Origin of the sequence: Defluviimonas aquaemixtae (genome assembly GCF_900302475.1) — a bacterium.
Classification (GTDB): domain Bacteria; phylum Pseudomonadota; class Alphaproteobacteria; order Rhodobacterales; family Rhodobacteraceae; genus Albidovulum; species Albidovulum aquaemixtae.
Map to the genome: position 1 here is coordinate 1,627,053 of NZ_OMOQ01000001.1, position 26,825 is coordinate 1,653,877.

Annotated in this window: 21 protein-coding genes and 1 pseudogene; 9 read left to right on the forward strand and 13 right to left on the reverse strand. The window is 65.5% G+C overall.

All coding sequences use genetic code 11. The annotated features are described in order from the left end of the window. Nucleotides 1-16 precede the first annotated feature (16 nt). Genes DEA8626_RS07950 through rfbF form a run of 5 tightly spaced genes read right to left on the reverse strand, consistent with a single transcriptional unit; the run spans nt 17 to nt 5,454 of the window. Nucleotides 17-2,101 (reverse strand): hypothetical protein, encoded by a 2,085-nt coding sequence (locus DEA8626_RS07950; protein WP_108852464.1) that lies wholly within the window; start codon nt 2,099-2,101, stop codon nt 17-19. Further along, entirely contained in the window at nt 2,098-2,523 is a 426-nt protein-coding gene (locus DEA8626_RS07955; RefSeq protein WP_108852465.1) for a GtrA family protein, read from the reverse strand. The genes DEA8626_RS07950 and DEA8626_RS07955 overlap by 4 nt, the downstream gene beginning before the upstream one ends. After that, the gene (locus DEA8626_RS07960; RefSeq protein ID WP_219929171.1) at nt 2,520-3,413 is read right to left on the reverse strand and encodes an NAD-dependent epimerase/dehydratase family protein; all 894 of its coding nucleotides are present in this window, start codon (nt 3,411-3,413) and stop codon (nt 2,520-2,522) included. The genes DEA8626_RS07955 and DEA8626_RS07960 overlap by 4 nt, the downstream gene beginning before the upstream one ends. Further along, nucleotides 3,410-4,648, reverse strand: coding sequence for a class I SAM-dependent methyltransferase (locus tag DEA8626_RS07965; RefSeq protein WP_108852466.1), 1,239 nt, complete (start codon nt 4,646-4,648; stop codon nt 3,410-3,412). The genes DEA8626_RS07960 and DEA8626_RS07965 overlap by 4 nt, the downstream gene beginning before the upstream one ends. Before the next feature lie 35 nt (nt 4,649-4,683). After that, nucleotides 4,684-5,454, reverse strand: coding sequence for a glucose-1-phosphate cytidylyltransferase (rfbF, locus tag DEA8626_RS07970; protein ID WP_108852467.1), 771 nt, complete (start codon nt 5,452-5,454; stop codon nt 4,684-4,686). A 221-nt stretch (nt 5,455-5,675) separates the two neighbouring features. Between rfbF and DEA8626_RS07975 the strand changes: the two genes are divergently transcribed. The 4 genes from DEA8626_RS07975 (at nt 5,676) to DEA8626_RS07990 (ending at nt 11,165) form a co-directional block, all read left to right on the forward strand. After that, complete coding sequence (locus tag DEA8626_RS07975; RefSeq protein ID WP_108852468.1) at nt 5,676-6,713, forward strand: NAD-dependent epimerase/dehydratase family protein; 1,038 nt, start codon at nt 5,676-5,678, stop codon at nt 6,711-6,713. A 266-nt stretch (nt 6,714-6,979) separates the two neighbouring features. Beyond that, on the forward strand, nt 6,980-8,341 hold the full coding sequence (locus tag DEA8626_RS07980; protein WP_181366385.1) for an arylsulfotransferase family protein: 1,362 nt from the start codon (nt 6,980-6,982) through the stop codon (nt 8,339-8,341). 81 nt (nt 8,342-8,422) lie between these two features. Beyond that, nucleotides 8,423-9,769 (forward strand): arylsulfotransferase family protein, encoded by a 1,347-nt coding sequence (locus DEA8626_RS07985; protein WP_108852470.1) that lies wholly within the window; start codon nt 8,423-8,425, stop codon nt 9,767-9,769. A gap of 40 nt (nt 9,770-9,809) precedes the next feature. Continuing rightward, a complete protein-coding gene (locus DEA8626_RS07990; RefSeq protein ID WP_108852471.1) occupies nt 9,810-11,165 on the forward strand; it encodes an arylsulfotransferase family protein in 1,356 nt (451 codons plus the stop codon). A gap of 13 nt (nt 11,166-11,178) precedes the next feature. Here the strand turns inward: DEA8626_RS07990 and DEA8626_RS07995 are convergent, their stop codons facing one another. From DEA8626_RS07995 to purQ, 5 genes are all read right to left on the reverse strand, one after another. Continuing rightward, entirely contained in the window at nt 11,179-11,928 is a 750-nt protein-coding gene (locus tag DEA8626_RS07995) for a cytochrome c biogenesis CcdA family protein (RefSeq protein ID WP_108852472.1), read from the reverse strand. A gap of 584 nt (nt 11,929-12,512) precedes the next feature. Further along, complete coding sequence (locus DEA8626_RS08000) at nt 12,513-15,194, reverse strand: Rne/Rng family ribonuclease (RefSeq protein WP_108852473.1); 2,682 nt, start codon at nt 15,192-15,194, stop codon at nt 12,513-12,515. Nucleotides 15,195-15,641: 447 nt separating this feature from the next. After that, nucleotides 15,642-16,973, reverse strand: coding sequence for a sigma-54-dependent transcriptional regulator (locus DEA8626_RS08005; RefSeq protein WP_108852474.1), 1,332 nt, complete (start codon nt 16,971-16,973; stop codon nt 15,642-15,644). 8 nt (nt 16,974-16,981) lie between these two features. Beyond that, nucleotides 16,982-18,823 carry a sensor histidine kinase gene (locus DEA8626_RS08010; RefSeq protein WP_108852475.1) on the reverse strand — a complete coding sequence of 614 codons (1,842 nt, stop codon included), beginning with the start codon at nt 18,821-18,823 and terminating at the stop codon, nt 16,982-16,984. A 45-nt stretch (nt 18,824-18,868) separates the two neighbouring features. Continuing rightward, nucleotides 18,869-19,537 (reverse strand): phosphoribosylformylglycinamidine synthase subunit PurQ, encoded by a 669-nt coding sequence (gene purQ, locus DEA8626_RS08015; RefSeq protein ID WP_108852476.1) that lies wholly within the window; start codon nt 19,535-19,537, stop codon nt 18,869-18,871. Nucleotides 19,538-19,819: 282 nt separating this feature from the next. On the opposite strand from purQ, the gene DEA8626_RS08020 reads away from it, so the two are divergent. Continuing rightward, complete coding sequence (locus tag DEA8626_RS08020; protein WP_108852477.1) at nt 19,820-20,380, forward strand: GAF domain-containing protein; 561 nt, start codon at nt 19,820-19,822, stop codon at nt 20,378-20,380. Nucleotides 20,381-20,456: 76 nt separating this feature from the next. Continuing rightward, nucleotides 20,457-20,585: pseudogene (locus DEA8626_RS21585) on the forward strand (GDCCVxC domain-containing (seleno)protein); the annotation flags it as partial. Nucleotides 20,586-20,629: 44 nt separating this feature from the next. On the opposite strand, the gene purS reads toward DEA8626_RS21585, so the two are convergent. Next, nucleotides 20,630-20,869 carry a phosphoribosylformylglycinamidine synthase subunit PurS gene (gene purS, locus DEA8626_RS08025; protein ID WP_108853373.1) on the reverse strand — a complete coding sequence of 80 codons (240 nt, stop codon included), beginning with the start codon at nt 20,867-20,869 and terminating at the stop codon, nt 20,630-20,632. Nucleotides 20,870-20,897: 28 nt separating this feature from the next. Then, on the reverse strand, nt 20,898-21,659 hold the full coding sequence (purC, locus tag DEA8626_RS08030; protein ID WP_108852478.1) for a phosphoribosylaminoimidazolesuccinocarboxamide synthase: 762 nt from the start codon (nt 21,657-21,659) through the stop codon (nt 20,898-20,900). 162 nt (nt 21,660-21,821) lie between these two features. Between purC and DEA8626_RS08035 the strand changes: the two genes are divergently transcribed. The 3 genes from DEA8626_RS08035 to bmt all read left to right on the forward strand — a co-directional run bounded on the left by DEA8626_RS08035 (nt 21,822) and on the right by bmt (nt 25,596). After that, entirely contained in the window at nt 21,822-22,136 is a 315-nt protein-coding gene (locus DEA8626_RS08035; RefSeq protein ID WP_108852479.1) for a DUF1476 domain-containing protein, read from the forward strand. 121 nt (nt 22,137-22,257) lie between these two features. Beyond that, nucleotides 22,258-24,300, forward strand: a complete 2,043-nt coding sequence (locus DEA8626_RS08040) for a phosphatidylglycerol lysyltransferase domain-containing protein (protein WP_108852480.1) — start codon at nt 22,258-22,260, stop codon at nt 24,298-24,300. A gap of 282 nt (nt 24,301-24,582) precedes the next feature. After that, nucleotides 24,583-25,596, forward strand: a complete 1,014-nt coding sequence (gene bmt / locus DEA8626_RS08045; RefSeq protein WP_108852481.1) for a betaine--homocysteine S-methyltransferase — start codon at nt 24,583-24,585, stop codon at nt 25,594-25,596. 33 nt (nt 25,597-25,629) lie between these two features. On the opposite strand, the gene DEA8626_RS08050 is transcribed toward bmt, so the two are convergent. Continuing rightward, nucleotides 25,630-26,712 carry a PA0069 family radical SAM protein gene (locus tag DEA8626_RS08050; RefSeq protein WP_108852482.1) on the reverse strand — a complete coding sequence of 361 codons (1,083 nt, stop codon included), beginning with the start codon at nt 26,710-26,712 and terminating at the stop codon, nt 25,630-25,632. Nucleotides 26,713-26,825 lie beyond the last annotated feature (113 nt).

The window sequence follows — 26,825 nt, forward strand, 5'->3', positions numbered from 1 at the left end:
ATCCGCAGCGCGCCGGTCAGTTCTGGTTCATGCCCAGAAGCCGCTTGATCGGCGGCACGATGTCGAAGACGAAGCGTTCGCCCCGCTTCGCCCCGTGGCCGAAGATCACAGTGCGCGGCGTGACGTAGATCGCCGCGCCTGTATCCACGGGCAGTTTCGTGCCCGCATGATCCTCGTAAAGCCCCATGTCGCGGATGAAGAGCCCGTAACCGTCCTTCTGATCGAAAAGCGTGCCGTCGAGCTCGGTCGCCTCGTCGAGGGGTTTGAGCACATAGTTGATGACCTGCCCCTCGGGCTTGGGGAATTCCGAGTAGTACCACCAAACGAGCGGCGCGCCGAAGAAGCGTTCCTTCGGGTCGTCCTCGCCGTAGGTGGTCTTGAACAGGTTCCCGAGAAGGATGTGCGCGATATCGAGCGCCTTCTCGTCGAAGCCGCGGAAGCGGTCGCCGTCGCCGCGCTCCGCGCTCTCGAAGATCGGCCCTTCGGTCACGACATGCTGGCCGATCACGCGCTCGAAGCCGTGCATCTTCATCTGGCGCGGCCAGGAGAGCCAGACCGAGACGAAGATGAGAACAGCGGCGGCAATCCGGAGCGCGGGCTGGTGGCGCGTCCAAAGCTCTGAGCGGTACATGATCACGAGAGGCGGGATCATGGCCGGGATGAAGTGATGCAGGAGCACCCGGTAGGCCTGGAAGTAGAAGAAGAGGAAATATCCGAGCGCGGCGAGCGTCAGCGCCCGCGCGATGCGGTCCTGCTTCGGCCAGGTCAGAAGGAAGAGCGCTGGCAGGATGCCCGCGGGCACCGCCCAGAATGCAAAGCGGCCCCAGTCGGCGAAGGTCACGAAGCGGAGCCGCGTGACGATGTTATCCGCGCCGAACTCATCGCCGGGGAACGGCAGGCCGACACCCACGATGATCTTCGGCAGGATGACCGAGATGAAACCCGCGACGCCGACGATGCCGGCGGCGACGATGAGCCGCGCCCAGGGGATCGGGCGGAAGGTCAGGAAGACCGCGGCGGGCCACATCAGAAGCCAGAGCCCGCCCGTCGGGATCACGAGGTGGGTCATCACGCCTGTCGCCAGCATCAGCCAGCGCCGGTCCTCGATAAAGAAGAGCGCGTAGCCGAGGAAGCAAATGAGCGACAGCGTCTCGCGCGCGGCCGGCATCGGGCTGTCGCCGAAATAGATGTGATACCCGCCGGAATAGACATTGGCGAGGACGTAGAGGAGAAGCGCCCCGACAATCAACGTCGCGTCCGAGATCGCGATGACCGCGTGGTTGCGCCCTGTGCGGATGAGCTGCGCGAGGACCGGGTAGAGGAGCGCGAGATACATGAGCAAGGGCGCGCGGACGGAGAATTCCCACTCGCCCCAGAGCCGGACGAACCAGCTTTCGGGGATGACAAAGAGGACCATCGTGAGGCCCGGCGCGTTGCGGATCGGTCCCGCCTCGGGCGTCCAGAACGGCCAGAGCTCGGCGATGTAGAGGCGGGCGAATTGCAGGGAGCCGGACCCGTCGCCGGAGAAGTTCTCCCAGTAGAACTTGGGTGCGAAGAGGACCAGGCAGAGCCAGAAGAGGATTGCGCCGGCGATGAGGTCGCCACCCTGCCCCTCAAGCGCCAGACGCGACCTTGCGCCCGCCGAGAGCCGCACGCCGGCGACGGCGAGGCAGCCGATATTCATGGCGGCGACGAGCATGAGGTAGCCTGTGCCCTTCGCGGTGATGCCGGTCGCGAATTCGAAGGCGGTCGTGACCGCGATATGGACGAGAAGGCTGATCGCGAGGCCCGAGACGAGCCACGCCGCCGCGCCCTTCTCGCGTCCGAAGACGGCCGAGAGGATGAGGCCGGGTCCGAGGAGCAGGAGGCTCGTCGCGAAGGCGACAGCGGGCGTGACGAGATAGAGCTGAAGCGCATGCCCCGGCAGCCAGTAGGGCGTTGGCCCAAGCCCGAGATCCCAGGAATCGAGCGTGTCGCGCAGCATGCCGAGCCCGGCCCAGACGACGAACGCCGACGCGGTGAGCGCGAGCGCGAGCGCCACCATCTCGCGCGGCCGCGCGCCCGTGGCCCCGGCCCCCACGACGCCGACCCGATCGCTCATTGACCGTCCCTTCCCACTTTGCCGCCGAAGGGCAACGTGCCGGTCAGCGCGAGCGAGACCAGCACGAAGGCGACCATCGCCATCGGCAGGACGAGAAGCGCCTGCGCCCAGAGAGCGGAGAGACCGGCGGAGATCATCATCTGAAGCACCCACTTGTTGAGGAAGAAGATGCTCAGATAGGCGAGAATGTAGGCCGGCAGGCGGCCGAAGCCCTGCGTGCCGAAGACGATCCGGCCATGCGTTCCGAAGTTCCACAGAACGCCGAGCACGTAGGAGAGCGCGAGCGCCCATTGCCATGGCAGCCCGAACAGCTTCAGAAGCACCGCGTAGGCGGCAAAGCCGAAGGCGGTGTTGAGAACGCCCACGAAGAGGAACTTCACGAAGCGCCAGAGGCCCGGCCGGGATTGCAGCGCGAGGATCATGCGAGCGCCCCCTCGGCGTCGAGCACGGCGAGGATGCCACGCTCCATGTCGTAGGCGGGGCGGAAGCCCACCTCGCGGGAAAGCCGCGTCACGTCGGCCTCTATCAGCGGCGGATCGCCCTCGGGCCGGGCGCGGGCGCCGAGCCGGACCAGATGCTCGCGGCCAAGCGCACGCGCGAGCGTGCCGATCATGTCCTTGACGGCGACGGCTTCGCCGGAGCCGATGTTCACCGCACCTTCGGTGGGGCTCGCGAGCAGCGCGGCGAGCGCGCGGCCGATATCCTCGGTATGGAGGAAGTCGCGCTTCTGGAGGCCATCGGTGCAGTCGACCTCCTCGCCAGCCATGAGGCCGCGGATGAGATCGCCGAAGAGGCGGCCCCGGGGTTCGCCCGGCCCGTAGCAGAAGAAGGGCCGCGCCCAAGCGAGCGATAGGCCGAGCGCCTCGGCCCCCGCCAGCGCCGCCATGCCGGTCGCGGCCTTGGCCGTGCCGTATAGCGTCGCCGGCCGGATCGGGGACGTTTCGGACAGCCGCCCCTGCCCCGTCCAGTCGTATTCGGCGCAGCTTCCGACCATCACTGCGCGCTTTCCGCCCGCCTCGGCGAAGGCGCGAAGCAGGTGGAGGCTCGCCCCAACCCAGTCGAGATTCTCCGGCCCGTGCCAGCGGTCCGGCCCGTCGTACCAGGCGAGGTGGATCAGGTGGTCCGCCTCGGCCCGGACCACGAGTCCCTCGGGATCGGTGAGGATATCGCCGATCAGCCCGCCCGTCCGGCGCGTCACTGGCACGACCTCGAAGCCGAGCGCGCGCAAGGGCGCCGCGACCTGCCGGCCAATGAGCCCGCTCGCCCCGGTCAGGAGCACGCGGCCCGCGGTGATATCCTCGGCCGCCGTCACGCCGTGACCTTGATCGCGGGAACGGCGGTGACGAAGCGTGTCCCGCCGGCCCTGAGATCGGCGAGTTGGGTGATGATCTCGGCCTTGAGGTTCCAGGGCAGGATCAGTACGAAATCGGGCTGACGCTTGCGCAACTCCTCGACGCCGAAGACCGGGATACGGCTGCCGGGCAGCAGGGTGTTCTGCTTGGCGGGGTTCTTGTCGACGCAGAAGGCGACGAGATCGGGCCCGATCGCGCAATAGTTCAGAAGCGTGTTGCCCTTGGCTGCCGCGCCGTAGGCCGCGACGAGCTTGCCCTGCGCCTTGGCGCGCTCGAGAAACTCCAGAAGACCGGTCCGGACCGCCTGAACCCGCTCGGAAAAGCCCTCGTAGCCCTTGCGGCTGTCGAGTTTCGCCGTCGTCTCGTCGGCGCGCACCTTCGCAAGCCCGGGCCCCTCGGCATGGCCCGCCTCCTTCCGGCAGGCATAGACGCGGAGCGAACCGCCGTGGGTCGGCAGCACTTCGACGTCGAACACACGCAAACCCTTGGACTGGAACACCTTTTCTACGGCGAGAAGAGAGAGGTAGGAATAGTGCTCGTGATAGATGGTGTCGAACTGGACGTCTTCGATGAGCCGGAGCAGATGCGGAAACTCGACCGTGTAGACCGCCTCGCCGGTCAGCAGCGTCGCGACGCCCGCGACGAAATCGTTGATGTCGGGCACATGGGCCAAGACGTTCGCCGAGCAAATGAGGTCCGGGCGCTTGCCCTCGTCATAGAGACGTTTCGCGAGCTTTTCACCGAAGAACTCGACCAGTGTCGGCACGCCCGCCTTCTCGGCCGCCGCCGCGACCGATCCCGACGGCTCGATCCCGAGGACCGGGATGCCGGCGGCGACGAAGTTCTTCAGGAGATAGCCATCGTTCGATGCGATCTCGACCACGAAGCTCTCACGCCCAAGGCCGAACCGCTTCGACACCATGTCGGCATAGACCTTCATATGGCCGAGCCAGCTGTCGGAGAAGGACGAGAAATAGGCGTAGTCGCCGGTGAATATCTTTTCCGGCGGCACGTCCTCATCGACCTGCACCAGCCAGCAGCTTTCGCAGACGCGGGTGTGGAGCGTGTATTTCGGCTCCGGCTCCCCGGCCTTGTCCATGGGCACGTAGGAATTCGCCACAGCCGAGAGGCCGAGATCGACGAAGGTCAGGGGCATGTCAGCGCCGCAATGGCGGCATGTCGGATTACTGGTCACGCGATACTCCCCTGCCTTCCGGGCGGACCCCTGCCTTACCAAATCTTCCATGGCGCCTTCCCCGTTGCCCAGTGTGCCTCCAGCTCCTGGCGTTCGCGGATCGTGTCCATCGGCTGCCAGAAGCCCTTGTGTTCATAGGCCATCAGCTCGCCGTCTGAGGCGAGCGAGGCCAGGGGCGCGCGTTCCCAGATGGTCGCGTCGTCCGCGAGGTATTTCGCGACCTTGGGCGACAGCACGAAATAGCCGCCGTTGATGACGCCGCCGTCGCCCGCGGGCTTTTCCGAGAACTCGGTCACCTGACCGCCCGCGATGTCGAGCCGGCCGAAACGTGCCGCGGGCGGCACCGCCGTGACGGTCGCCATCTTGCCATGTGACTTGTGGAACGCGAGAAGCTTCGTCACATCGACGTTGCCGACACCGTCGCCGTAGGTCATGCAGAACGCCTCTTCGCCTTCGAGATGCGGCATCACGCGGCGCAGGCGGCCGCCCGTCATGCTGTCCTGCCCGGTGTCGATCAGCGTCACCCGCCAGGGTTCGCTCTGGTTGCTGATGATTTCCGTCGCGCCATTCCTGAGGTCGAAAGTCACATCCGAGCCGTGCAGGTAGTAGTTCGCGAAATACTCCTTGATGACGTAGCCCTTGTAGCCGCAGCAGACGATGAAGTCGTTTACCCCGTGGGTGGCGTAGATCTTCATGATGTGCCACAGGATCGGGCGGCCGCCGATCTCCACCATCGGCTTGGGGATGCGCACCGTCTCCTCGGCTAGGCGGGTGCCGAGGCCCCCGGCCAAAATCACGCATTTCATGTCGAGAACTCCTTCCCACGACGACCGGCCGGCGTGTCAAAAGACCCTGTTCCGCCACTGCGTCCTACCTGCCGGACGGCCACCCTTGCCGCCCACTTCTCCACTCTCACCTCTGTGGTTCGGGGTAGCACAACGGGTCCCGTTTCGCTACAGCTATGGCGCTCGGCCGGACGACCGTCCGGGGCCGCTAAGACTTGAATTTCGTAAGGAAGAATTGATCCATGGACATCCTGCTCATCGGCCATCGAGGCTATATCGGCCCGGTCGCGGCGCGTCATCTGACCCGTGCCCTTCCCGGCGCGAAGGTTCACGGCATCGACGCCAACTGGTTCGACGGATCCGAGATTTCGCCCTTTCCCGACGACGCCTTCGCGGGCCAGCGAAAGTCCGATGTGCGCGACCTGACGGCGGCCGACATGGGCGGCATGGACGCGGTCGTCGCGCTGGCCGCGGTATCGAACGACCCGATCGGCAAGGAGTTCGAGGGCGCGACCGCCGAGATCAACTCCGCCGCCGTCCTGTCGGCGGCGCGGGCGGCGCGCGAGGCGGGCGTCGGCCGCTTCGTATTCGCAAGTTCGTGTTCGATGTACGGCGCGGGCTCGGACAGTTTCCGCAAGGAGACCGACACGCTCAATCCGCTGACTGCCTATGCGCGGTCCAAGGTCGCGACCGAGGAGGGGCTGAGAGGCCTCGCCACGGACGATTTCATGATCACCAGCTTGCGCTTTGCCACCGCCTGCGGCGCGAGCCCGATGCTTCGGCTTGACCTTGTCCTGAACGACTTCGTCGCGACCGCGCTGCAAACGGGGCGTATCGAGGTTCTGTCCGACGGCTCGCCCTGGCGCCCGCTCATCCATGTCGAGGACATGGCGCGGGCGATTGAATGGGCGGTGACGCGGGACGGCGATCCGCTCGTTGAGGTCAATGTCGGCTCGCAGGCCTGGACCTGGCAGATCGGCCAGCTGGCCCGCGACGTCGCGGCCGAGCTTGGCGGCGTCGATGTCGACATCAACACCGATGCCGCGCCCGACAACCGGTCGTACCGCGTTGATTTTTCGCGCTTCGCCGCGCTCGCGCCGAACCACCAGCCACGGAAGGACTTCGCCGAGGCGGTGGCCGAACTGGCCCGGCAGCTCGACGGCGTCGATTTCCGGGGCGCCCCGGTGAGGGGCTCGCGATTCATCCGGCTGAACATTCTGCGCGACCATGTCCGCGAAGGTCGCCTCGACGGCGCGCTCCGCTGGACGCGGCCCGCCTGACCGGGCCGCCCGCCGTCCCTTCGACAAATCGCTTGCGCCACGCATGGCGATCAAACCTTCCGTCACAATTCCGCGGCACAGGCGCCGCACGATCGAATCCGGTCGTTTACAAATGGCCGGCCGCGACGAATCGCGCCGCGCCCGGAAGTGGTAACATATCAGGTTGGGATTACAGTCAGTTGTGGAATTGACGTCGTGGCGTAGGCTGCTACTGTCAGCAAACGCGCAAAAATATTCACAGATCCCGTGTATTGATGCACAGATTGATGCACAAATTGCTGTTCGCGAAGGTCGAATTCTGGCTCGTGCTCCTGCTCATGCTGGTCGGACTGCTCGGCCTCGTCGGCTTCGGCGCCCTGGTGCTCGATGGCACGCGGCGCGACGGAGGGCGTTTGGGCGCCGTCAGCACTACGGCGGTCGCGATGGCCAAGATCCCGTACACTATCCGCGACCTGTCTCGGGCCGATGCGTCGATGGCGGCGAATTTGCCAATGCGCTTTGCCACCAAGCCCGCCGGTTGGAGCTTCGCCGCGGGCGATCCGTTGCCGGGCTATCTGCTGCTCAGCCGCTACGACGGCGACCGCGCACGCCACGTCGTCGAGCTGGTCGCTCTCGCCGACGGCACGGTACTGCACCAGTGGTGGCCGGATGCCGACAGCCTGCTGCCCGAACCGCCCGCCGATCCCCGGCTGACCAACATCAATAACTGGAACACCCGGCGCTTCCGCGCAATTCATCCCGCGCTCAACGGCGATGGCGAGCTTTTGATCAAGGATCACTATTCCGTCCTCCTCGGGCTCGATGCCTGCGCACGCCGCGCCTGGCTTCAGGACGCCGCCTATTTCCACCATTCGACCGAGCCCGACGGCCAAGGCGGTTTCTGGAGTCCGGCGCTAATGGCGCCGCAAACGGTGGACGAGGTGCCGGCGGACTTTTTCGAGGATGCGCTCGCCCATGTCGACGGGGCTGGCCGGTTGCTCTCGCAACGGTCTCTGACCAAGGTTTTTCTCGATCACGGGCTCGAGTATCTGATCTTCGCGCACAAGAAATACATGCAGGACCCGCTGCACTTAAATGACATCCAGCCGGTGCTCGCAGACGGCCCCCACTGGAAGAAGGGCGATCTTTTCCTCAGCCTCCGGGCGCTGTCGATAGTGATGCTGTACCGGCCCGCGACCGACGAAATCCTGTGGATGAAGCAGGGGCCATGGATGTCGCAGCACGACGTCGACATTCTCGACGATCGGAGGATCGCGATTTTCGACAACCACGCCTATGACCGCGGACATGGTATCCGGGTAAGGGGATCGAACCAGATCGCGGTTTACGATTTCGAGACCGGCGAGGTCTCGTATCCGTGGAACGCGGCGCTGACTGCAGCGGACGTCAAGACTCCGCTCGAGGGGCTGTTCACGATCTTGCCGAACGGCAGCCTGATGGTCGAGGAAGAGAACTTCGGCCGGCTGTTGATCTTCAGCCCGGACGGCGAAGTCCGGGCTGAATTCGTCAACAAGGGCGCTGACGGCCGTGCCTACCGGATGGGCTGGAGCCGCCATCTGAGCCCCGACAAGGGTGACGCGGCGCTGGCGCGGTTGAAGGGCGTCGAATGCGCCGGGGACGACACCTAGGGGGACGGAACAAAGCTGCTTTGCCGGCAACGTCGCCGGTGCTAGGCTGCGCCGGACGATTGGGAAGGCTGCGGTGTTTTTATGAAGAATTTTCTATTTTCCAGGGTCGAACTCTGGGTCCTTCTGCTGATCGTCCTTTTCGGATTGCTCGCGATGGTGGGGTTCGGGGCCGCCGTTCTGGACGCCGAGCGCGAGACCAAGCGCTTCGGGCCGATCAGCCCCGCGGCGCTGGCCGTGGCCGAGATCCCCGACACCGTCAAGGCGCTGATCGAGCCCGATCGGTCAATGGCCGCCTTCGCGCCCGAACGCTTCGCCGACAAGCCGACGGGCTGGACCTTCTTTCCCCGCACGACGCTCGACGGCTACCTGCTGCTCAGCCGCTACGATGGCGACGCGAACCGTCATGTCGTGGAACTTGTCGATCTTTCCGACAGCAGCGTGAAACACATGTGGCGGCCCGATGCCGAGGCACTTCTGGCGGATGCGCCACGCGAATCGCGAATCGCCGAGTTCACGAACTGGAACAACGAGAACTATCGCGTTATCCACCCCTATCTTACAGAAAGCGGCCAATTGATCGCCAAGGATCACCAATCCTTTCTCTACGCGCTCGACGGCTGTTCGAAAAAAATCTGGGCGCAGGAAGACGTCCTGATGCACCATGCAACCGAGCCCGACGGAGCGGGCGGCTTCTGGATTCCGGGCTATGTCGAGCCGAACGACATCGAGCGCGTGGAACCCGATTTCATCGATGATTCGATCACGCATGTCGGTCCCGGGGGCGACGTCCTGGCGAACATGTCGGTCACTCGCATCTTCCTGCGCCACGGCATGGAATATGCGCTCTTCACCGCGGGCGACTACCAGCGCGACCCGATCCACCTGAACGACGTCCAGCCGGTCCTGGCGGACGGTCCGCATTGGAAGAAGGGCGATCTTTTCCTGTCTTTCCGACATCAGTCGATGATCATGCTCTATCGCCCCGCAACGGACGAAATCGTGTGGATGCGTCAGGGACCCTGGCTCGCCCAGCACGATGTCGACATCCTCGACGACCATCGGATCGCGGTTTTTAACAACAAGGCCTACGACCGGGGAACGGGCGCGCGCGTTCACAACACCAACCAGATCACCGTCTACGACTTCGAGACGGGCGAGGTCGGCAATCCGTGGGCCGCGGCACTGGAGAAACCGGAGGTCAAGACGCTCTTCGAGGGTCTCTTCGACGTTCTGCCGGAAGGCCACCTCTTGGTCGAGGAGGAGAATTCGGGCCGGCTCTTGATCGTTTCGACGACTGGAGACACGCTCGCGGAGTTCGTCAACAAGGCTGCCGACGGTCTGGCCTACCGGCTGGGCTGGAGCCGCTACATGACGCAGGAAGAGGGCGACGCGGCGCTCGCCAATCTCGCAGGAGGCTGCGCGGAGTGAGTCAGCCGCGCGTGGAAGGGCGATCCGGGACAGGGTAGGCATGCAGAAATTACTATTCGCCAAAATCGAGGCTTGGCTGGTCATCTTCCTGTTCCTCGTCGGCATTCTCGCCATGGTGGTTTTCGGCGCTCTGGTGCTCGAGGGCCAGAAGGATGCCGGACGGTTCGTGGCGCCCGGCAAGGTCGCAATCGCGATGGCCGAGATTCCGCGAACGGTCCAAAGTATCATTACGACCGGTCCGCCGAGCCGCGCGGGCCGCTATGAACGATTCGGCGATCGGAGCGGCTGGACTTTCCCGGCGGGGGAAGAGGCCGGCAAGCTCGACTCCTATCTGCTGCTCAGCCGATACGATGGTGACCGGAACCGCCATGTCGTGGAACTCGTCGACCTGAGTGACCACACCGTCCGCCATACCTGGTGGCCGGATGCCGACGAAATGCTCGCAGACGTGCCTCAGGACTCCGACGTCATCAATTACAGCCGCTGGAGCACGCTGGAATACGAGGTCGTACATCCGCTCCTCACGCCGGTGGGCGATCTCCTCATCAAGGACCACCAGACGCCGGTCACGCGGATCGACCACTGCGCGCGGCCGGTCTGGCAAAACGCCGAGAGCTACTACCACCACTCGACCGAGCTCGGCCCCGAGGGCGCGATGTGGCTGCCTTCGCGCATCGTGCCGGCGCCGGAAAAGCACGGGCGCCACTTCTTCGTGGACGGGCTGGCCGAGGTGACGCTCGACGGCGAGTTGCTGCGGGAAATCTCGCTGCCCGGGCTTCTCGAACGCAACGGCATGATGGCGACGATGTTCACCGCCGGAAGCTATGTCGACGACCCCCTTCATCTCAACGACATCCAGCCGGTGATGGCGGACGGGCCTTACTGGAAGCGGGGCGATCTTTTCCTGTCGATGCGCCACCGCTCGCTCGTGCTTCTCTACCGGCCGTCGGAGGACCGGGTGATCTGGCACAAACAGGGCCCCTGGCTCGCCCAGCACGATGTCGATATCCTCGACGATCGCCGCATCGCGATCTTCAACAACAACACCTATAACAGGGGTCAAGGCAGCTTCATTCTCGGCGCCAATGAGATCAACGTCTACGATTTCGCGACCGACGAGGTGTCCTCGCCCTTCAAGGAAGCGTTGGCCGAGATGGAGTCGCTGACGCTGACCGAGGGGCTGTTCGACCTTACCGCTGACGGGTCGGCGATAGTGGAGGAAGAGAATTCGGGCCGCATCCTCATCTTTGCGCCCGATGGCCGGCCGGTGGCCGAATTCGTCAACCGGGCCGAGGATGACGGGGCGGTTTATGGGCTGGGCTGGAGCCGGCTTATCACGCGTGCCGAGGGCGACGCGGCGCTTCAAGCAATCGCGGCGCGTCCCGCCTGCGGCTGAGCCGAGCCGTGCCTTAGCCGAGAAGCGCGAGCGAGGGGAAGGTTTCGAGCAGCCAGTAGGAGAACTGGCTGAACCCGCCCGTCAGCATCATCAGGCCGATGGTCCAAAGGAGCAGCCCCATGATGCGCTCGATCCGCTCCATGTGGCGCTTGAGGAATGCCATGAGACCCGTCAGGCGCGGGAAGAAGGCCGCAACCAGAAGAAACGGCAGACCGAGCCCGGCAGCGTAGATCGCCAGCAGCCCCGTGCCGCGCCCCACCGTGCCGCCATCGGCGGCAAGCGCGAGGATCATGCCGAGCTGCGGGCCGATGCAGGGCGTCCAGCCGAAGGCGAAGGCAAGGCCGAGGAGGTAGGCCCCGAAGGCCGACCCGCCCCTGTCGCCGGCATCGAGTCGCGCCTCGCGGTCGAGAAAGGCAATGCGGTAGATGCCGAGGAAATGCGCGCCGAAGATCATCACGACGACGCCCGCCCCGGCGGCGAACCAGTTCTGGTTCATCAGGAAGAACTGACCGAAGACCGAAGCCGTGAATCCGAGGAACAGGAAGACCGTCGAGAGGCCGAGGACGAAGAAAGCGGCGGCCGTCAGTGTGCGCCTGCGCTGCGATGCGTCGCCCATCTGGCCCATGCTGATGCCGCCCATGTAGGCCAGATAGGGCGGCACGATCGGCAGGACGCAGGGGCTGAGAAAAGACAGGACGCCCGCGAACAGCGCGATCAGCGCGGCGAGCGCGAAGCCCCCATCCATGATGCCGGTTTCCAACATTGCCCCAGCCTTATCGCAAGCTTTCGGCGGCGTCACGCGGGCTTTGTGTCACGCAGTCTCACAAGGTCGTGGACAAGCCTGTGTGCGCGGGTTCGACGCGGCGCCGAACTGAATCATCGCAGGACGCGCCGGGAACTGCGAGAGTTCCGTGATCGTATGCCGATGCGGTCAGCGAAGGGGAACAGAGACGAAACTGACGATAGGGGTTCTTGTCCTGTAGTCCGGTCCCGCCGCGATCGCGCAGGATTCCGGCGAGTTCACCTTCGAGAAGTTCGCGACAGCGGTGGAGAATGCGAATCTCGCCGAATGCCCGGACGCGCTAGCCGGGCAAGACCGCTTCTGCCGCGTGACCACCCATAACGACGCCTTCCACGTCTTTGCCATCTTGGAAAAATCCGAGCAGCCCATGGTCGGATTGCCGAGCTGATACGAAGACGAGATCGAGCTGATTGCAAGTAGTGTCGGCGCGAGGGGAACTGGCATCTGCGATCCCCCGCGGGCAAGATGGGTGCGAGCCCATCCTGCCCGTGCGGCGTAACTGAATCCCTGCCCTTTTCGCGGGCCGTGCCCAGGCGTCTGAACGCCTAGCGACCGAGCGACCACCAACCGCGCCGCTTGGGCTTCCCCTCGTCTTCGGCGACCGGCTCGGCCGGCGTCTCCGGATCGGACTGAAGCGCGCTGGTCGCGGGCGACGGGGCGGGCTCGGGCATCGGCACGGGTGCGCTATCGGCCATCGCCGGTTCCGGTTGCCGGGCCGGTTCCGGCTCGGTGGGTGCGGCTGCGGCGACCGGGGCCTCTTTTGGCTTAGGCTTAGGCTTAGGCTTAGGCTTGGGCTCGGCCTTCTTGCGCGTGCGGGTGCGCTTCGGGGCCGGTCGTTCTGCCGCCTCGGCGGGAGCATCCGCATCGCCGCCGGGCTCGGCCGGTTCTGCCCCGGCCGTCTTCCGCGTTGACGTCCTGCGCTTGCGCTTGGGCGCCGTTTCCTCGGCGTCCGCCGCCTCGGGAACAGCTGCTGCCTGGTCCGGCGCGGCGGCTTCTGCAACTTCTTCGCTCTCGACCTCCACGGCCTTCGTGCGAGAGCGACTCCGGCTGCGGCGCTTCTTGGGCTTGGGGTGGGGTTCGGAGCTTTCCTCGGCGCCCTCGCCCGCCGGGGCGGCAGGCTCGGCCGTGGCGCCGGCCTCGGAGGAGCCCTGCGCAGACTCGGCGGCCTGCGCCTCACCGTTGCCGCCCGACTTGCGGCGGCGCCGGCGGCGGCGCTTGCGCTTCTTCGGTTCGGCCTCGGCGGCGACCGCCTCTTCGGCCTCCTCCGCCTCGTCGACAGCGACCTCTTCCTCCTCGGCCTCCTCGTCAGCGATGCGGAGCGCGTCGACGGAGACGACCTGCGCGGTCGCCTCGGGGACGATGCGGATCGCGGTCTTGAACTTCTCGATCGAGAAGTCGGGGCTGACCATCGCGGGATCGGCCTCGACCCTGACGGACATGCCGTAGCGCGTCTCGATCTGGGCGACGTGTTCGCGCTTCTGGTTGATGAGGAAGTTGACGACGGCCACGGGCGCTTTCAAAAGCACCTCGCGCGACCGCTTGCGCGTCCCCTCCTCTTCCAGCTGGCGTAGAACGCTGAGCGCAAGGTTCTCGTCCGAACGGATGATACCGGTGCCGTGGCAATGCGGGCACGGCGCGGTCGTCGCCTCGATCATGCCGGGACGGAGCCGCTGGCGGCTCATCTCCAGAAGCCCGAAGCCCGAAATGCGGCCGACCTGGATGCGGGCGCGGTCGGTCTTGAGCTTCTCCTTCAGGCGCTTCTCGACGGCGGTGTTGTTCTTGCGCTCCTCCATGTCGATGAAGTCGATCACGATGAGTCCCGCGAGATCGCGGAGCCGGAGCTGGCGTGCGATTTCTTCCGCCGCTTCGAGGTTGGTTTTGAGCGCGGTGTCCTCGATCGAGCCTTCCTTGGTGGAACGGCCCGAGTTCACGTCTATGGCGACAAGCGCCTCGGTGACGCCGATGACGATGTAGCCGCCGGACCTGAGTTGCACGGTCGGATTGAACATCGCCGCGAGGTAGCTTTCGACCTGGTAGCGGGCGAAGAGCGGCAGCCCCTCGTGGTAGTGCTTCACGTTCTTGGCGTGGGACGGCATGATCATCTTCATGAAGTCCTTGGCCGCGCGGTAGCCCTCCACGCCCTCGACGAGCACCTCGTCGATATCCTTGTTGTAGAGGTCGCGGATCGTTCGCTTGATCAGGTCGCCTTCCTCGTAGATCGGCGCCGGCGCGATCGACTTCATCGTCAGATCGCGGATCTGTTCCCAAAGCCGCATCAGGTATTCGTAGTCGCGCTTGATCTCGGCTTTGGTACGCTGAGATCCGGCGGTGCGGATGATCAGCCCCGCGCCGTCGGGCACTTCGATGCCCGAGGCGATCTCCTTCAGCTTCTTGCGGTCGGCGGCGTTGGTGATCTTGCGGGAAATCCCTCCGCCGCGCGCCGTGTTGGGCATCAGAACGCAGTAGCGGCCGGCGAGCGAGAGGTAGGTCGTCAGCGCCGCGCCCTTGTTGCCGCGTTCCTCCTTCACGACTTGGACCAGCATGATCTGCCGGACCTTGACCACTTCCTGTATCTTGTACCTGCGCGCACGCGGCTTGCGCGGCTGGCGGATTTCCTCTGTCACGTCCTCGTCGGCGACGGATTCGATATCCTCGTCGGTCTCGGAGGCGTGGTCCGCCGCGACATAGGGTTGCTCGCGCTCGTCCTCGGCGGGAACCTCGACCGCCGGTTCGGCGTCGGGCGCAGTCACGGCATCGGGTTCGGCCGGCGCAGCGTCTGTCCGCTTCTCGGTCTCGTCCTCGTCGAGATCGACGACGGCCATGCCCGGGATATCCGCCTTGGTCGTGACCGCGTCTGCGTTGGCGGCTTTTTCGGGCTTCGGAGCGGACTTGCCGCGCCGGCGCGAGCGGCCGTTGTCCTCGGCCGCCATGGCTTCGGCATAGGCTCTTTCTTCCTCAAGAAGCGCCTGCCGGTCGGCGACCGGGATCTGGTAATAGTCGGGGTGGATTTCCGAGAACGCGAGGAAGCCGTGCCGGTTGCCGCCGTAGTCGACGAAGGCGGCCTGCAGCGACGGTTCGACGCGCGTGACTTTCGCTAAATAGATGTTGCCGGCAAGCTGGCGTTTGTTGACGGTCTCGAAGTCGAATTCCTCGACCTTGTTTCCGTCGACCACCACGACGCGTGTCTCTTCCGCGTGGGTGGCATCGATAAGCATTTTCTTGGCCATGTAGACTTTCCGAACGCGCCGGGCGGCCGTGCGCCTTTCGGGCCGGCCGTCACAACGAGTTCAATATCTGGGGCGAGATAGAGCGTGGGAACACATGCGGAGGCGGCCATTGGCCTGCCTGAGATCCGCTGCTCTGTCCTCACGCGTTTCATCGCGGTTCTGTCCCGGATGCCGGTCCGGCATCCATCTCGGGCCCCGTCCCTGTCAGGTCCACGGGGCGAATGTGCGGCCTTGCGGCCAGTCGACCTGCCGTTACCGCCGCCAGCCCCGATCGGGCTGACGCGATGATCGGCAGCAAATCTGATTGGTCGGACCGCTTGTTGAGGCGATGTCCGACGTTTCGCGACATTAGCGGGGAACGCGGGGTAAAGACAATGGCCAATTTCCGCTCACCAGGGCTACGCGGAACGCGGTTGGGTCGGGTTGCACCACGGCGGCCCGGTACAATCAGAGATAATCGGCGCGCTGGAGCGAATACTTCGCCATCTTCTCGTTCAGCGTCCGGCGCGGCAGGCAGAGCTCTTCCATCACGGCGGTGATGGAGCCCTTGTGGCGCCGCATCGTATTGTCGATCAGCATCTTTTCGAAGCTTTCGACATATTCCTTCAAGGGCTTGCCCTCGGTCGTCATCACCGGGCCGGCCTCTTCGTTCTCGGCCATCAGAAGCGAGGCGATGGAGCCGGAGCCGCGGCGGTTCTGCAGAACCGCGCGTTCGGCCACGTTGATGAGTTGGCGGACATTGCCCGGCCAGGGCGCCTGAAGAAGCTGCGCGGCCTCCTGCGCGGTGACCTGCGGCGCATCACAGCCGTATTCCTCGGAGAACTGATCGGCGAGGCGCGTGAACAGGGTCAGGATGTCCTCGCCGCGCGATCTGAGCGGCGGGAGCATTATCTTTAGCGCCGCAAGCCGGTAGTAGAGATCCGGCCTGAGCGCGTCCTCGACCGTCTTGCCCTGTTCGTGATCGTTGCAGATCGCGATTATGCGGGTCTCGGCGGGCGTGCCCTGATCGTTGATGAAGGTCAGAAGCCGGGCCTGGAGAGCCTGGCTCAGCGCCTCGACGTCCTCCAGGACGAGCGTGCCGCCGCGCGCCTCTTCCACGAGCGGGATTTGCCCGCCTTCCTCCATCGGGCCGAAGAGACGCGTGGCCAGCATTTCCTCGGACAAGGCGGCACAACTCTGCACGGCGAACTTCTTGCCCGCGCGCGGGCCTACCGCATGGAGCGCGTGCGCGACGAGCGTCTTGCCGGTTCCCGTCTCGCCGTCGATCAGGACGTGGCCGTCAGCCTGGCCGAGATCGAGAATGTCCTCGCGCAGGCGCTCCATTGCGGGCGAGTTGCCGATAAGCTTCTTCATGATGGTCGAGCCATCAGAGAGCTCACGCCGGAGCGCGCGGTTGTCGAGCGTCATGCGGCGCGACTGGCTCGCACGCTTGGCGAGGTCGGTCATGCGGTCGGGGTTGAACGGTTTCTCGAGGAAGTCGTAGGCACCGACGCGCATCGCCTCGACCGCCATCGGCACGTCGCCGTGGCCAGTGATCATGATGACCGGCAGGCCGGAATCGATGCTCATGAGGCGTTTGAGAAAGGCCATCCCGTCCATGCCGGGCATCCTGATGTCGCTGACGACGACGCCCGGATAGTCCGTTCCGATCGACTTAAGCGCCTCTTCGGCGCTGGCGTAGGTCTCGGTGTCGAAGCCCGAAAGCGCCAGCCACTGGCTGATCGACTGCCGCATGTCCTGTTCGTCGTCGACAATCGCAACTTTCATCGCGCGCGCCATCAGTCACCTCACTCCGCCGCTTCGCTTCTCTCGTTCAATATGGGCAGCTTCATCTCGAATACAGCCCCTCCGCCCGGCGCGTTCCGCGCTGTCAGCCGACCGCCGAGGTCGTTGACGATGCCGGAGGAAATGGCAAGCCCCAGCCCGATCCCCTCGCCCGGCGCCTTCGTCGTGTAGAAGGGCTCGAAGAGGTTGTCGAGATCGGCGATCCCGTGGCCGTTGTCGCGCACGGCGAGCGTCGCCGTCTCGCCCGCCGTCAGCAGGATCTCGATCTGCGGCTCGGCCCGGCTTTTGGTCGCGTCGAGCGCATTGCGAAGAAGGTTGATGATCACCTGTTCAAGCCGGACCTTGTCGGCCATGACCATCACCGGCTCGCGCGGCGACATGCGGGTGATCCTGACCGCACGGACCCTCAGTGTGGGCTCCATCATCGCCAGCGCCGACGATATGGACGTCCTCAGATCAATCGGCTCGAACGCCTCGCCGCCCTTGCGTGCATAGCTTTTCAGCTGGCGCGTAATTGCCCCCATGCGCTCGATCAGGTCGTCGATGCGCTGGAACGAGGACAGCGCCTCCTCGCCGCGCTTGCGCTGGAGCAGGAGCCGCGCGCCGGCGAGGTAGGTCTTCATCGCGGCGAGCGGCTGGTTGAGCTCGTGGCTGACCGAGGCCGACATCTCGCCGAGCGCGGCGAGCTTGGAGGATTGTTCCAGCGTCTGCTCGGCCACGGCGAGGTCCTTCTGAACCTTCTCGCGCTCGGCGATTTCTCGCTGGAGGCGGGCATTAAGCTGGCGCAGTTCCGCCGATTCCCGCCGGAAGACCGCCGACTGCATCCGGGCCCGGCGAGACAGCCAGTAAAAGATGAGCGAAAGAAGCACCGCGAAGCCCATGATCTCGAGCGACAGGACCGTGTTTACCCTTTCGCGGATCGAATCGTAGGTCGTGAAGCTGATGAGCTTCCAGCCCCGGAAGGGGATGCGCGCCTCGTTGCGCATCACCGCCTCGCCGCGGACATAGGCGTCGGGCGGATCGTTCGCCCAGTCCGAGGTCACCTGGAACGCGCGTTCGATCGCGTTCGGCGCGGGGCGCGCGGCCAGCGCATCGCCGATCGCCTGACCGCGCCAGCGCGGCTCGGTCGACAGGATCACGCGGCCTTCGCTGTCGGTCACGGCGACCGCGTCGCTGATGCCTGCCCAAACCCTTTCGAACTTGGCGAGTTCGGCGCCCACGACTATGACGCCGACGACCTGGCCTTCGGACAGGACGGCGCGGGAATAGGTAAAGTCAAAGCCGCCCGCCTCGTTTTCGGTCAGCGTAAAGACCGTGTCCTTCGACCGCTGCGCATACACGAAATAGGGCGCGGCCGCATGGCTCGAGCCGAGCCGCGTGCGGTCCGTGGCGGCCACCGTGCGGCCGGAATCGTCAAGAAGCAGGATCGAGGCGGCGCCGATCTCGGATTGCGCCGAGATCAGCCGCTGCGAGGTAACCGTGAAGTCGCCCGTGTTGAGCGAGGAGATGAGCGCCGGATCCCGCGCGAGCAGGAGCGGCACGACCGATGTGCGCTGCAGTTCGCTGAGCACGTGCCCGGTATAGAGCGCGAGCCGGACCTCGGCCCGGTTCCGTGTGCTTTCTGTGAAGCGATTGGTCAGGAATGAGTTGGTGAACCAGATGACCGCGACGGCGACGGCGATGAATGCGATGACGAGCAGCCGGAGCCACCATGGACTGCGGATCGCGGTGATGCCGACGACCGGCGCCGGAGACACGTCTTCTGGCGGCGCGTCCGCGCTCGTCGGCGGCGCACTGGTGGTCCCGTTCCCAGCCCCGGTCTCGGATACCCGTTCGTCTGTCATCGCCACAGTCTAGGCCCCGCCGAGCCCTGTCTCAAGCGTCCGCGCTCAGCTGAGGGCCATGGCCGACATGAGCGAGCGGAAAAGCACCGAGCCGTCGGTGCCGCCGTGGGCCGGCTCGGCCATACGTTCGGGGTGCGGCATCATGCCGAGCACGCGCCGGTTGGCCGAGAGGACACCCGCGATGTCCGCCGTCGCCCCGTTCGGGTTCTCGACATAGGTGAAGGCGACGCGGTCGTCGTCCCTCAGCCGCTTGAGGCCGTCGGGATCGATGGTGTAGTTGCCGTCGTGATGGGCGATCGGAATACGGATCTTGTCGCCCTTCCGCCAGCCGTCGGTGAAGGCGCTGTCAGCGGTTTCAACAATCAGATCAAGAGGTTTACAGACATACTTGAGGTTGGCATTGCGCAACAACGCGCCCGGCAGAAGCCCGGTTTCCGTCAGCACCTGGAAGCCGTTGCAGATGCCGATCACGTAGCCACCCTTCGCGGCGAAGCGCTTCACCGCCGCAGCGATCGGCGACTGGGCGGCAATCGCGCCGCAGCGCAGGTAGTCGCCGAAGGAAAAACCGCCCGGGATGCCGACGATGTCGATCCCATCCGGCAGGTCCGCGTCCTTGTGCCAAACGCGGACAACCGTCGCACCTGCACGTTCGAACGCGACCGTAAGATCGCGATCGCAATTCGAACCAGGGAACGTGATGACGGCGGCTTTCATGGGGACAAATCCTTGGGCATGACGCTGGCTCGGCCATAACCCAAAGGCGCGGTGCATTCCAGACCGGATTTCGGCGCGAGATACGCGGCGTCGCGGGCGCGCCGCCACGCAAGCAACCCTCTCATTGCGCCAGGCCGGATCGGCACGGGTGGCACAGGCGTCGCTCCGCAGAGCCGAAAATGCCGGTCCGTCTTTGTGCCCTCATCTTGCGGCGTTCAACTTAATAGCCGGGTAAGCATTCCATTTTAGTGGTCGCTGCACAGTTCATTCAAGGAGGAAAACATGCAGGACCTTCCGGCACGGGACCACTGGGGCGCGGCTGAGGTTGCCGACGCAACCACGGAGGTCGTCGAGAATGTGCTCGAAACGCTCGAACTCGTCGACGCGCCGCCCGAGGAGGCGTTCGACAAGTTCACGCGCCTCGTCTCGACGTTTCTGAATGTGCCGGTCTCATTGGTGTCGTTTGTCGAGGAGGATCGTGATCGGCAATTCTTCAAGAGCGAGTTCGGGCTGACGGGCATCTGGGCGGAGACGCGTCAGACTCCGCTGTCGCACTCGTTTTGTCAGTACGTGAAGCGCGACGACCGACCTCTCATCGTGGAACATGCACCCGACGACGCAAGGGTATGCAACAACCTTGCCATTCCCGATCTCAATGTCCGCGCCTATCTAGGTGTTCCGGTGCACGGACCCGACAAATCTGTTCTGGGGGCGCTTTGCGCAATCGACGCAAAGAGGCGTCGCTGGGATCAGTCAGATGTCGATGTGATGGTGGATTTGGCGGGCTGTGTGACCGACCAAATCCGACTGCGCCATGCCTTGCGCCGCTCACACGGCCTCTAACAAGCGCGCGACGCTCGCGTCTCGGCTGAATCCAGCCCGCAGTTGCAGGTGAAGAGTTGCCGAAGGCGAGCGCTTCTTGACAGTCTGGCCTTGTCGATCCGACGCCTGCCAGTGGTACTACCAATGCCCGTCCTGCGCGATCGTGCTCAGGCCGCTTCCCGGCGACTGGTGCGTCTTCTGTTTCTACGGGACCGTGCCCTGCCCCCCGATCCAGATGGGCCGGAACTGCTGTGCCGATCGCCGCGCCACTCAGGCGATCTCGATCGAGTATTTCTCGATCACGGTATTGGCGAGGAGCTTTTCGCACATCGCCTTGACCTCGACCTCTGCCGCCGCCTTGTCGGTCGCGGCGAGGTCGAGTTCGATTACCTTGCCCTGACGGACCGCCTCGACGCCCGAGAATCCGAGCGTGCCGAGCGCGTGCCTGACCGCCTCGCCCTGCGGGTCGAGAACGCCATCTTTCAGCATGACATGGACACGGGCTTTCATCGTCGCGGTCATTGTGGGGGCGGGCCTTTCAGTTGATCAGCGTCGGTTTCGTGAGATGCGTGGTCTGCGCGGGCAGCACGCCGAGGCGGCGGGCGACTTCAGAATAGGCGTCCGCGAGGTCGCCCAGATCCCGGCGGAAGACGTCCTTGTCGAGCTTCCGGCCGCTCTTGACATCCCACAAACGGCACGAATCCGGGCTGATTTCGTCGGCCACGATCAGGCGCATGAAATCGCCGTCCCAGATCCGCCCGACTTCGATCTTGAAATCGACGAGCTTGATGCCGACGGCGTAGAAAACGCCCGACAGGAAATCGTTTACCCGGAGCGCGAGCGACACGATGTCGTCGAGATCCTGCTGGTTGGCCCAGCCGAAGGCGACGACGTATTCCTCGCTGACCATCGGATCGCCGAGCGCGTCGTTCTTGTAGCTGTATTCGACGATCGGACGCGGCAGAGCGGTGCCCTCTTCCATGCCGAGCCTCTTGGAGAGAGACCCTGCCGCGAAGTTCCTGACGATCACTTCGAGCGGAATGATCTCCACCTGGCGGATAAGCTGTTCACGCATGTTGATGCGGCGGATGAAGTGGTTGGGGACGCCGATGTTCGTCAGGCCCTGCATGAAGAACTCGCTGAGCCGGTTGTTCAGGACGCCCTTCCCTTCGATCACGTCCTTCTTCTGGGCGTTGAAGGCGGTCGCATCATCCTTGAAATACTGAACGAAGGTTCCGGGCTCGGGTCCTTCATAGAGGATCTTCGCCTTGCCCTCGTAGATCTTCTTGCGACGTGCCATGAAAACTCCGCTGCAGTGGGCGGTCCGCGCCCTGCCAGTTAAGCCGCCGCTATAGGCCAACGAACCACCTCCCGCAAGCCATAGCCCTTTCCGGGGCTTGCGGTGGCGGTGCGGGCCGTGCATATGGAAAGCTGGTGACGCCAGATCGAAACGGGGCTCCGCATGACGACGTTCGACGACCGTGAAAACGCCTTCGAGGCCAAGTTCGCGCATGACGAAGAGATGAAGTTCAAAGCCGAGGCGCGGCGCAACAAGCTGCTCGGGCTGTGGGCCGCGGACATTCTCGGCAAGACCGGAGAGGCGGCGGAGGCCTATGCCAAGGAAGTGATCGTCGCCGATTTCGAGGAAGCGGGCGACGAAGACGTCTTTCGCAAGGTGAAGGCCGATCTCGGCGGGCGGGTAGATGACCAGAAGATCCGCGCGCAGATGGCTGATCTCATGCGCGAGGCCAAGCGCCAGCTTTTGGAGGAAAGCTGACGCGGACTTGGGCCGGCCAGACCGTCCCGACCATTCCAATCTGACCAACTCCCGGCCGCCCGTTAAGGCTGCGTGAACGCTTGTGGACCATCCTGCCCGCCGCGAGGCCCAGGAGGTGCGGATGGAAATAGGACAGGCGCGGACGGCCGATGCCGCGGAGGCGCGGCCTCGATTTGGCCGTGCCGTGATCAGGCAAGCCCTGCCCCTGTCGCTCGCGGTCGTCTTCGTCGTTCTGCTGCGCGACAGGATCGCGGCGACCGACCCTGCCGCGGTTCTGGCGGCACTCGGGCGGATCGAACCCGATCAATGGCTGTTCGCCGCCATTGCGACACTCGCGAGCTTTGCCGCGCTCGGTCAGTATGACGTGACCGTTCACCGCGTGCTCCGCACCGGCATCCGGCCCCGGACGGCGCGGCGCGCGGGCCTCGCGGCAATTGCGATATCGCAGGTGCTGGGCTTCGGCCTGATCACCGGTGCGCTGGTGCGCTGGCGGCTGTTGCCGGGCCAAAGCCTGTGGCAGGCGACGCGACTGACGGGTGTCGTGACACTTCTGTTCCTTCTCTGCTGGGCCGTCGTGGCGGCCGTCGCCATCCTGTTGCTGCCCGCCGAGGCGGGGCCGCTGCGGGCCGCACCGGCGCGGGCAGTGGCGCTGGCCGTGCTCGCGCTGGCCGCCACGGGAGTGGCGGCGGCGTTCTTCCGACCGAGGGTGACGGCGTTCGGCCAGCGAATCGAAACGCCGCCGCTTCCCGCGATCGGGCGGCTTCTGCTGCTGACAGCGGTCGATACCGCTGCTGCGGCACTCGCGCTCGGGGCGCTCATGCCACCGGGCGCGGGACCGGGCGCGGCGGATCTGATCCCGGCCTATCTCGTCGCGCTCGGCGCGGGGCTGATCCTGGCGACGCCGGGAGGGGTCGGACCGTTCGAGATTGCGCTGGCGGCCCTTCTGCCCGAGACCGGGCAGGACGGGCTTCTCGCCGCAGTTCTCGCCTTCCGTCTGATCTATTTCGCCTGCCCTGCCGCGATCGCCGCCGTCGCCTTCCTGATCGGACCCCGGCCGGAGGTTGAAGGCCGGAAACCGCGAGACCCGGTGCTCGAGCCCGCCGGGCGCATGACCCGGGCGCAAATCTCGGCCCATCTCGACGGCGTGGCGCGCGCCGAGTGCGGGATCGCGCATCAGGGGCAGCACGATGTTCTGCTTTCCGCCCGCTGCGGGAACGGCTGGCTCGTCGGGCGCGGCGGGCAGGCGCTCGTCGGTCTCTTCGATCCGTTCCGGCAGGACGGGGAGACCAGGCGTCTGATCGGCGCGCTCGCCCGCGCCGCGCGGGCCGAAGGTCGCATCCCGTGCCATTACAAGATCGGGCGCCGTACGGCCGCCTGCGCCCGGCGCGCCGGCTACACCGTCTGGCCTGTCGCCGACGAGCTTTGGCTCGATCCGCTCCGCTTCGATCCCGCCACACCTGAGCGCGCGGGCCTCAGGCGCAAGCTGCGCAAGGCGACGCGCGCAGGCATCGAGATTGACTGCCCCGCGCCCGAGGCCCTGCCCGTTTCGGATATGGCGGAGATCTCCCGCGACTGGGCTCAGGCGCGCGGCGGCGAGCGCGGCTTTTCGATGGGCCGTTTCGCTCCGGACTACGTCGCCTGCCAGCGGGTGTATCTTGCAAGGGTCTCGGGCCGGCTCGTGGGTTTCGCGAGCTTTCACGAGGGCGCGCGGGAGTGGGTTCTCGACCTCATGCGTCCAGGGCCGGACGGTCCGGACGGGACGATGCACGCGTTGGTCGCGGCGGCGCTCGACGATGCGCGCAAGGCCGGGCTTCGCCGGCTGTCGCTCGCCGCCCTGCCTTGCGCTGCAGGCGACCTGACGGGGCCGGCCGCGACGCTCTTCGGCCGGCTTGGCGCAGGTCGGGGAACCGCCGGGCTCGCTCGGTTCAAGACCAGCTTCTCTCCCCGTCACGACCGGCTCTATATCGCGGCGCCGAACGCCGCCTCCCTCGTGCTCGCCGCCGCCGACATCGCGCGCGAGATCCGCTCGCCGGAACCGCTCGCGGTGATACCGCCGCGCCTTCTCTCGACGGCCGGTCATGATCGCGGCGGCGGCAAGCCACGCGTCTCGCGCGTACCCGAGTCGGGTCGAACGCGATCCGAGCCCGGCCACAACGCAGCCTGACGGGCGCGGCACGACAGAGCTGTTCACGCTGCCGTCTCCCCTGACCTGGCCGAAGGTCCGCTCTGCCGTCAGCGGCGCCGTACCGGTTCGCCGCAAGCCGCGCCGGAAGCACGGCGATGGGGTCATGGACGAGGCGCGGGCGGCAGTGGCTGTTGTGTTGTCGCGGCGATTTCATGATCATGATGACGAAGATCGGTTTGCTTCAACGCCACCGCCATGGCACATGAGACACAAGGGCCGCAGCGTAGCAGCCCGCCGAGGCATTGAGTGAAAGGTTTTTCAATGAGCGACCCTCTCTCCGACCTGCTCGCCAAGCGTGATTGGCTGTTGGCCGACGGTGCAACGGGCACGAACCTCTTCAACATGGGGCTGACGGCTGGCGAGGCGCCGGAGCTTTGGAACACCGATCAGCCCGACAAGATCCGCGCGCTATACCAGGGCACGGTCGATGCCGGGTCGGACCTGTTCCTCACGAACACCTTTGGTGGCAATGCGAGCCGGCTTAAGCTTCACGGCGCCCAGGGCCGCGTCCGCGAGCTGAACCGCATCGGCGCCGGGATCGCGCGCGAACTCGCAGACAAGGCCGGGCGGCCCGTGATCGTAGCAGGTTCCATGGGCCCGACCGGCGAAATCATGGCGCCGATGGGCGAGCTGACACATGAGCGCGCCGTCGAGATGTTCCATGAACAGGCGGAGGGGCTGAAGGAGGGTGGCGTCGACGTGCTCTGGGTCGAGACGATCTCTGCCCCCGAGGAGTACCAAGCCGCAAGCGAGGCCTGCGGGATGGCCGGTATTCCCTGGTGCGGCACGATGAGCTTCGACACGGCGGGACGCACGATGATGGGCGTGACCTCGGCGCAGATGGTGGCGATGGTCGACAAGCTCTCGCATCAGCCCCTGGCCTTCGGCGCCAATTGCGGAGTCGGCGCTTCCGACCTCTTGCGCACGGTCCTGGGCTTCATCGCGGCTGGCCCCGAACGGCCGATCATCGCGAAAGGCAATGCCGGCATACCGAAATACCATGACGGACACATTCACTACGACGGCACTCCGGAACTTATGGCCGAATATGCCGTCCTTGCCCGTGATGCGGGCGCCACGATCATCGGCGGTTGCTGCGGCACGATGCCCGATCACCTCGCGAAAATGCGCCGGGCGCTCGAAGAACGTCCCCGGGGACCGCGACCGACACTCGATGAGATCGCGGCAAAGCTCGGCGGGTTTTCCTCCGCCTCCGACGGAACCGGGGAGGACGCGGGCGCCGGGCGCGAACGCCGCGGCCGCCGGCGCGGCTGAGCGGCGGGCGGGAAGGCACCCCGAGAAAGCGCGTCAGAATAGCGAAAGCTGATCGCCCGCGCGTGGCGGCGGGCCGAAGGCGGAACAGTCGAGCGGCGGCAGGTCGCGGGCGAGACCAAGCCGCTTCACTGCGACCGCGAAGCGGTGGGCGATGAGCTCGGCATGCTGCCCTTCCCCCCGCATCCGGCGGCCCCAGTTGGAATCGTAGTCCTTGCCGCCTCGCATCTCGCGGAGCTTGTTCATCACGTGCTTCGCCCGACCGGGCTCGTTCCGCTTCAGCCAGTCGCGGAACAGCTCCGCCACTTCGTGCGGCAGACGCAGAAGAATCCAGCTCGCGGCGCTCGCGCCTGCGTCCTTGGCAGCCGCGAGTATCCGTTCGAGTTCGGACTCCGTCAGGGCAGGTATGAGGGGCGCCACCATGACGCGGACCGGTACGCCCGCCCCCGCCAGCGCCCGGATCATCGCGAGGCGCCGTTCCGGCGTCGGCGCGCGCGGCTCCAACCGCCGCGCGAGTCCCGCATCGAGCGTGGTCACCGATATCCCGACCTGCGCGAGATTCCGACCTGCCATGTCGCCCAGTATGTCGATGTCGCGTTCGATCAGCGCCCCGCGCGTGACGATCGTCAGCGGATGGTTCCAGTCCGAGAGCACTTCCAGGATCCGCCGCATGATCCGGTAGCGCTGTTCGATTGGCTGGTAGGGATCGGTATTGGTCCCGAGCGCGATGGGCGCGACGGCGTAGGACTTGCGCGCCAGTTCCCGAACGAGTGTTTCGGGCACCGTCGGTCGCGCCACGATCTTCGTCTCGAAGTCGAGCCCGGCGGAGAGGCCGAGAAAGCCGTGGCTCGGCCGCGCGTAGCAGTAAATGCAGCCGTGCTCGCAACCGCGATACGGGTTGATTGAGCGGTCGAATCCCACGTCGGGCGAGGTCACGCGGTTGATCACGGAGCGCGGATGTTCCTCGCTGACCTCAGTCCGGACGAGTCGCTCGTCTTCGGGGATGTCCCAACCGTCGTTTTCGGCCGCCCGCGCGTAGGGTTCGAACCGACCGGCGGCATTGGTATCGGCACCGCGCGCCCTGAGGCGCAAAAAGGGGTCTGGCGGTGGAAGAGGCATGAGTGGAAAGATAGAACATTTAGCGAACATTTATCAAGTGGCGCATTCACGGCCCTTGCTGCGCTACCGCTTCGCGTCGCCGACAGCGCGGCCGATGTCGCAAATCGCCAAGT

Bases quoted from the DNA above. Each gene is read 5' to 3' on its own strand.
- DEA8626_RS08005 (WP_108852474.1), bottom strand. From the start codon at position 16,973: ATGGCGCGCGCGATGAAAGTTGCGATTGTCGACGACGAACAGGACATG.
- DEA8626_RS08040 (WP_108852480.1), top strand. From the start codon at position 22,258: ATGGAAATAGGACAGGCGCGGACGGCCGATGCCGCGGAGGCGCGGCCT.
- DEA8626_RS07955 (WP_108852465.1), bottom strand. From the start codon at position 2,523: ATGATCCTCGCGCTGCAATCCCGGCCGGGCCTCTGGCGCTTCGTGAAG.
- DEA8626_RS07995 (WP_108852472.1), bottom strand. From the start codon at position 11,928: ATGTTGGAAACCGGCATCATGGATGGGGGCTTCGCGCTCGCCGCGCTG.
- DEA8626_RS08000 (WP_108852473.1), bottom strand. From the start codon at position 15,194: ATGGCCAAGAAAATGCTTATCGATGCCACCCACGCGGAAGAGACACGC.
- DEA8626_RS07980 (WP_181366385.1), top strand. From the start codon at position 6,980: ATGCACAAATTGCTGTTCGCGAAGGTCGAATTCTGGCTCGTGCTCCTG.
- rfbF (WP_108852467.1), bottom strand. From the start codon at position 5,454: ATGAAATGCGTGATTTTGGCCGGGGGCCTCGGCACCCGCCTAGCCGAG.
- purQ (WP_108852476.1), bottom strand. From the start codon at position 19,537: ATGAAAGCCGCCGTCATCACGTTCCCTGGTTCGAATTGCGATCGCGAT.
- purC (WP_108852478.1), bottom strand. From the start codon at position 21,659: ATGGCACGTCGCAAGAAGATCTACGAGGGCAAGGCGAAGATCCTCTAT.
- DEA8626_RS07975 (WP_108852468.1), top strand. From the start codon at position 5,676: ATGGACATCCTGCTCATCGGCCATCGAGGCTATATCGGCCCGGTCGCG.
- DEA8626_RS07985 (WP_108852470.1), top strand. From the start codon at position 8,423: ATGAAGAATTTTCTATTTTCCAGGGTCGAACTCTGGGTCCTTCTGCTG.
- DEA8626_RS07950 (WP_108852464.1), bottom strand. From the start codon at position 2,101: ATGAGCGATCGGGTCGGCGTCGTGGGGGCCGGGGCCACGGGCGCGCGG.
- bmt (WP_108852481.1), top strand. From the start codon at position 24,583: ATGAGCGACCCTCTCTCCGACCTGCTCGCCAAGCGTGATTGGCTGTTG.
- DEA8626_RS08050 (WP_108852482.1), bottom strand. From the start codon at position 26,712: ATGCCTCTTCCACCGCCAGACCCCTTTTTGCGCCTCAGGGCGCGCGGT.
- DEA8626_RS08010 (WP_108852475.1), bottom strand. From the start codon at position 18,823: ATGACAGACGAACGGGTATCCGAGACCGGGGCTGGGAACGGGACCACC.
- DEA8626_RS07990 (WP_108852471.1), top strand. From the start codon at position 9,810: ATGCAGAAATTACTATTCGCCAAAATCGAGGCTTGGCTGGTCATCTTC.
- DEA8626_RS08020 (WP_108852477.1), top strand. From the start codon at position 19,820: ATGCAGGACCTTCCGGCACGGGACCACTGGGGCGCGGCTGAGGTTGCC.
- DEA8626_RS08035 (WP_108852479.1), top strand. From the start codon at position 21,822: ATGACGACGTTCGACGACCGTGAAAACGCCTTCGAGGCCAAGTTCGCG.
- purS (WP_108853373.1), bottom strand. From the start codon at position 20,869: ATGAAAGCCCGTGTCCATGTCATGCTGAAAGATGGCGTTCTCGACCCG.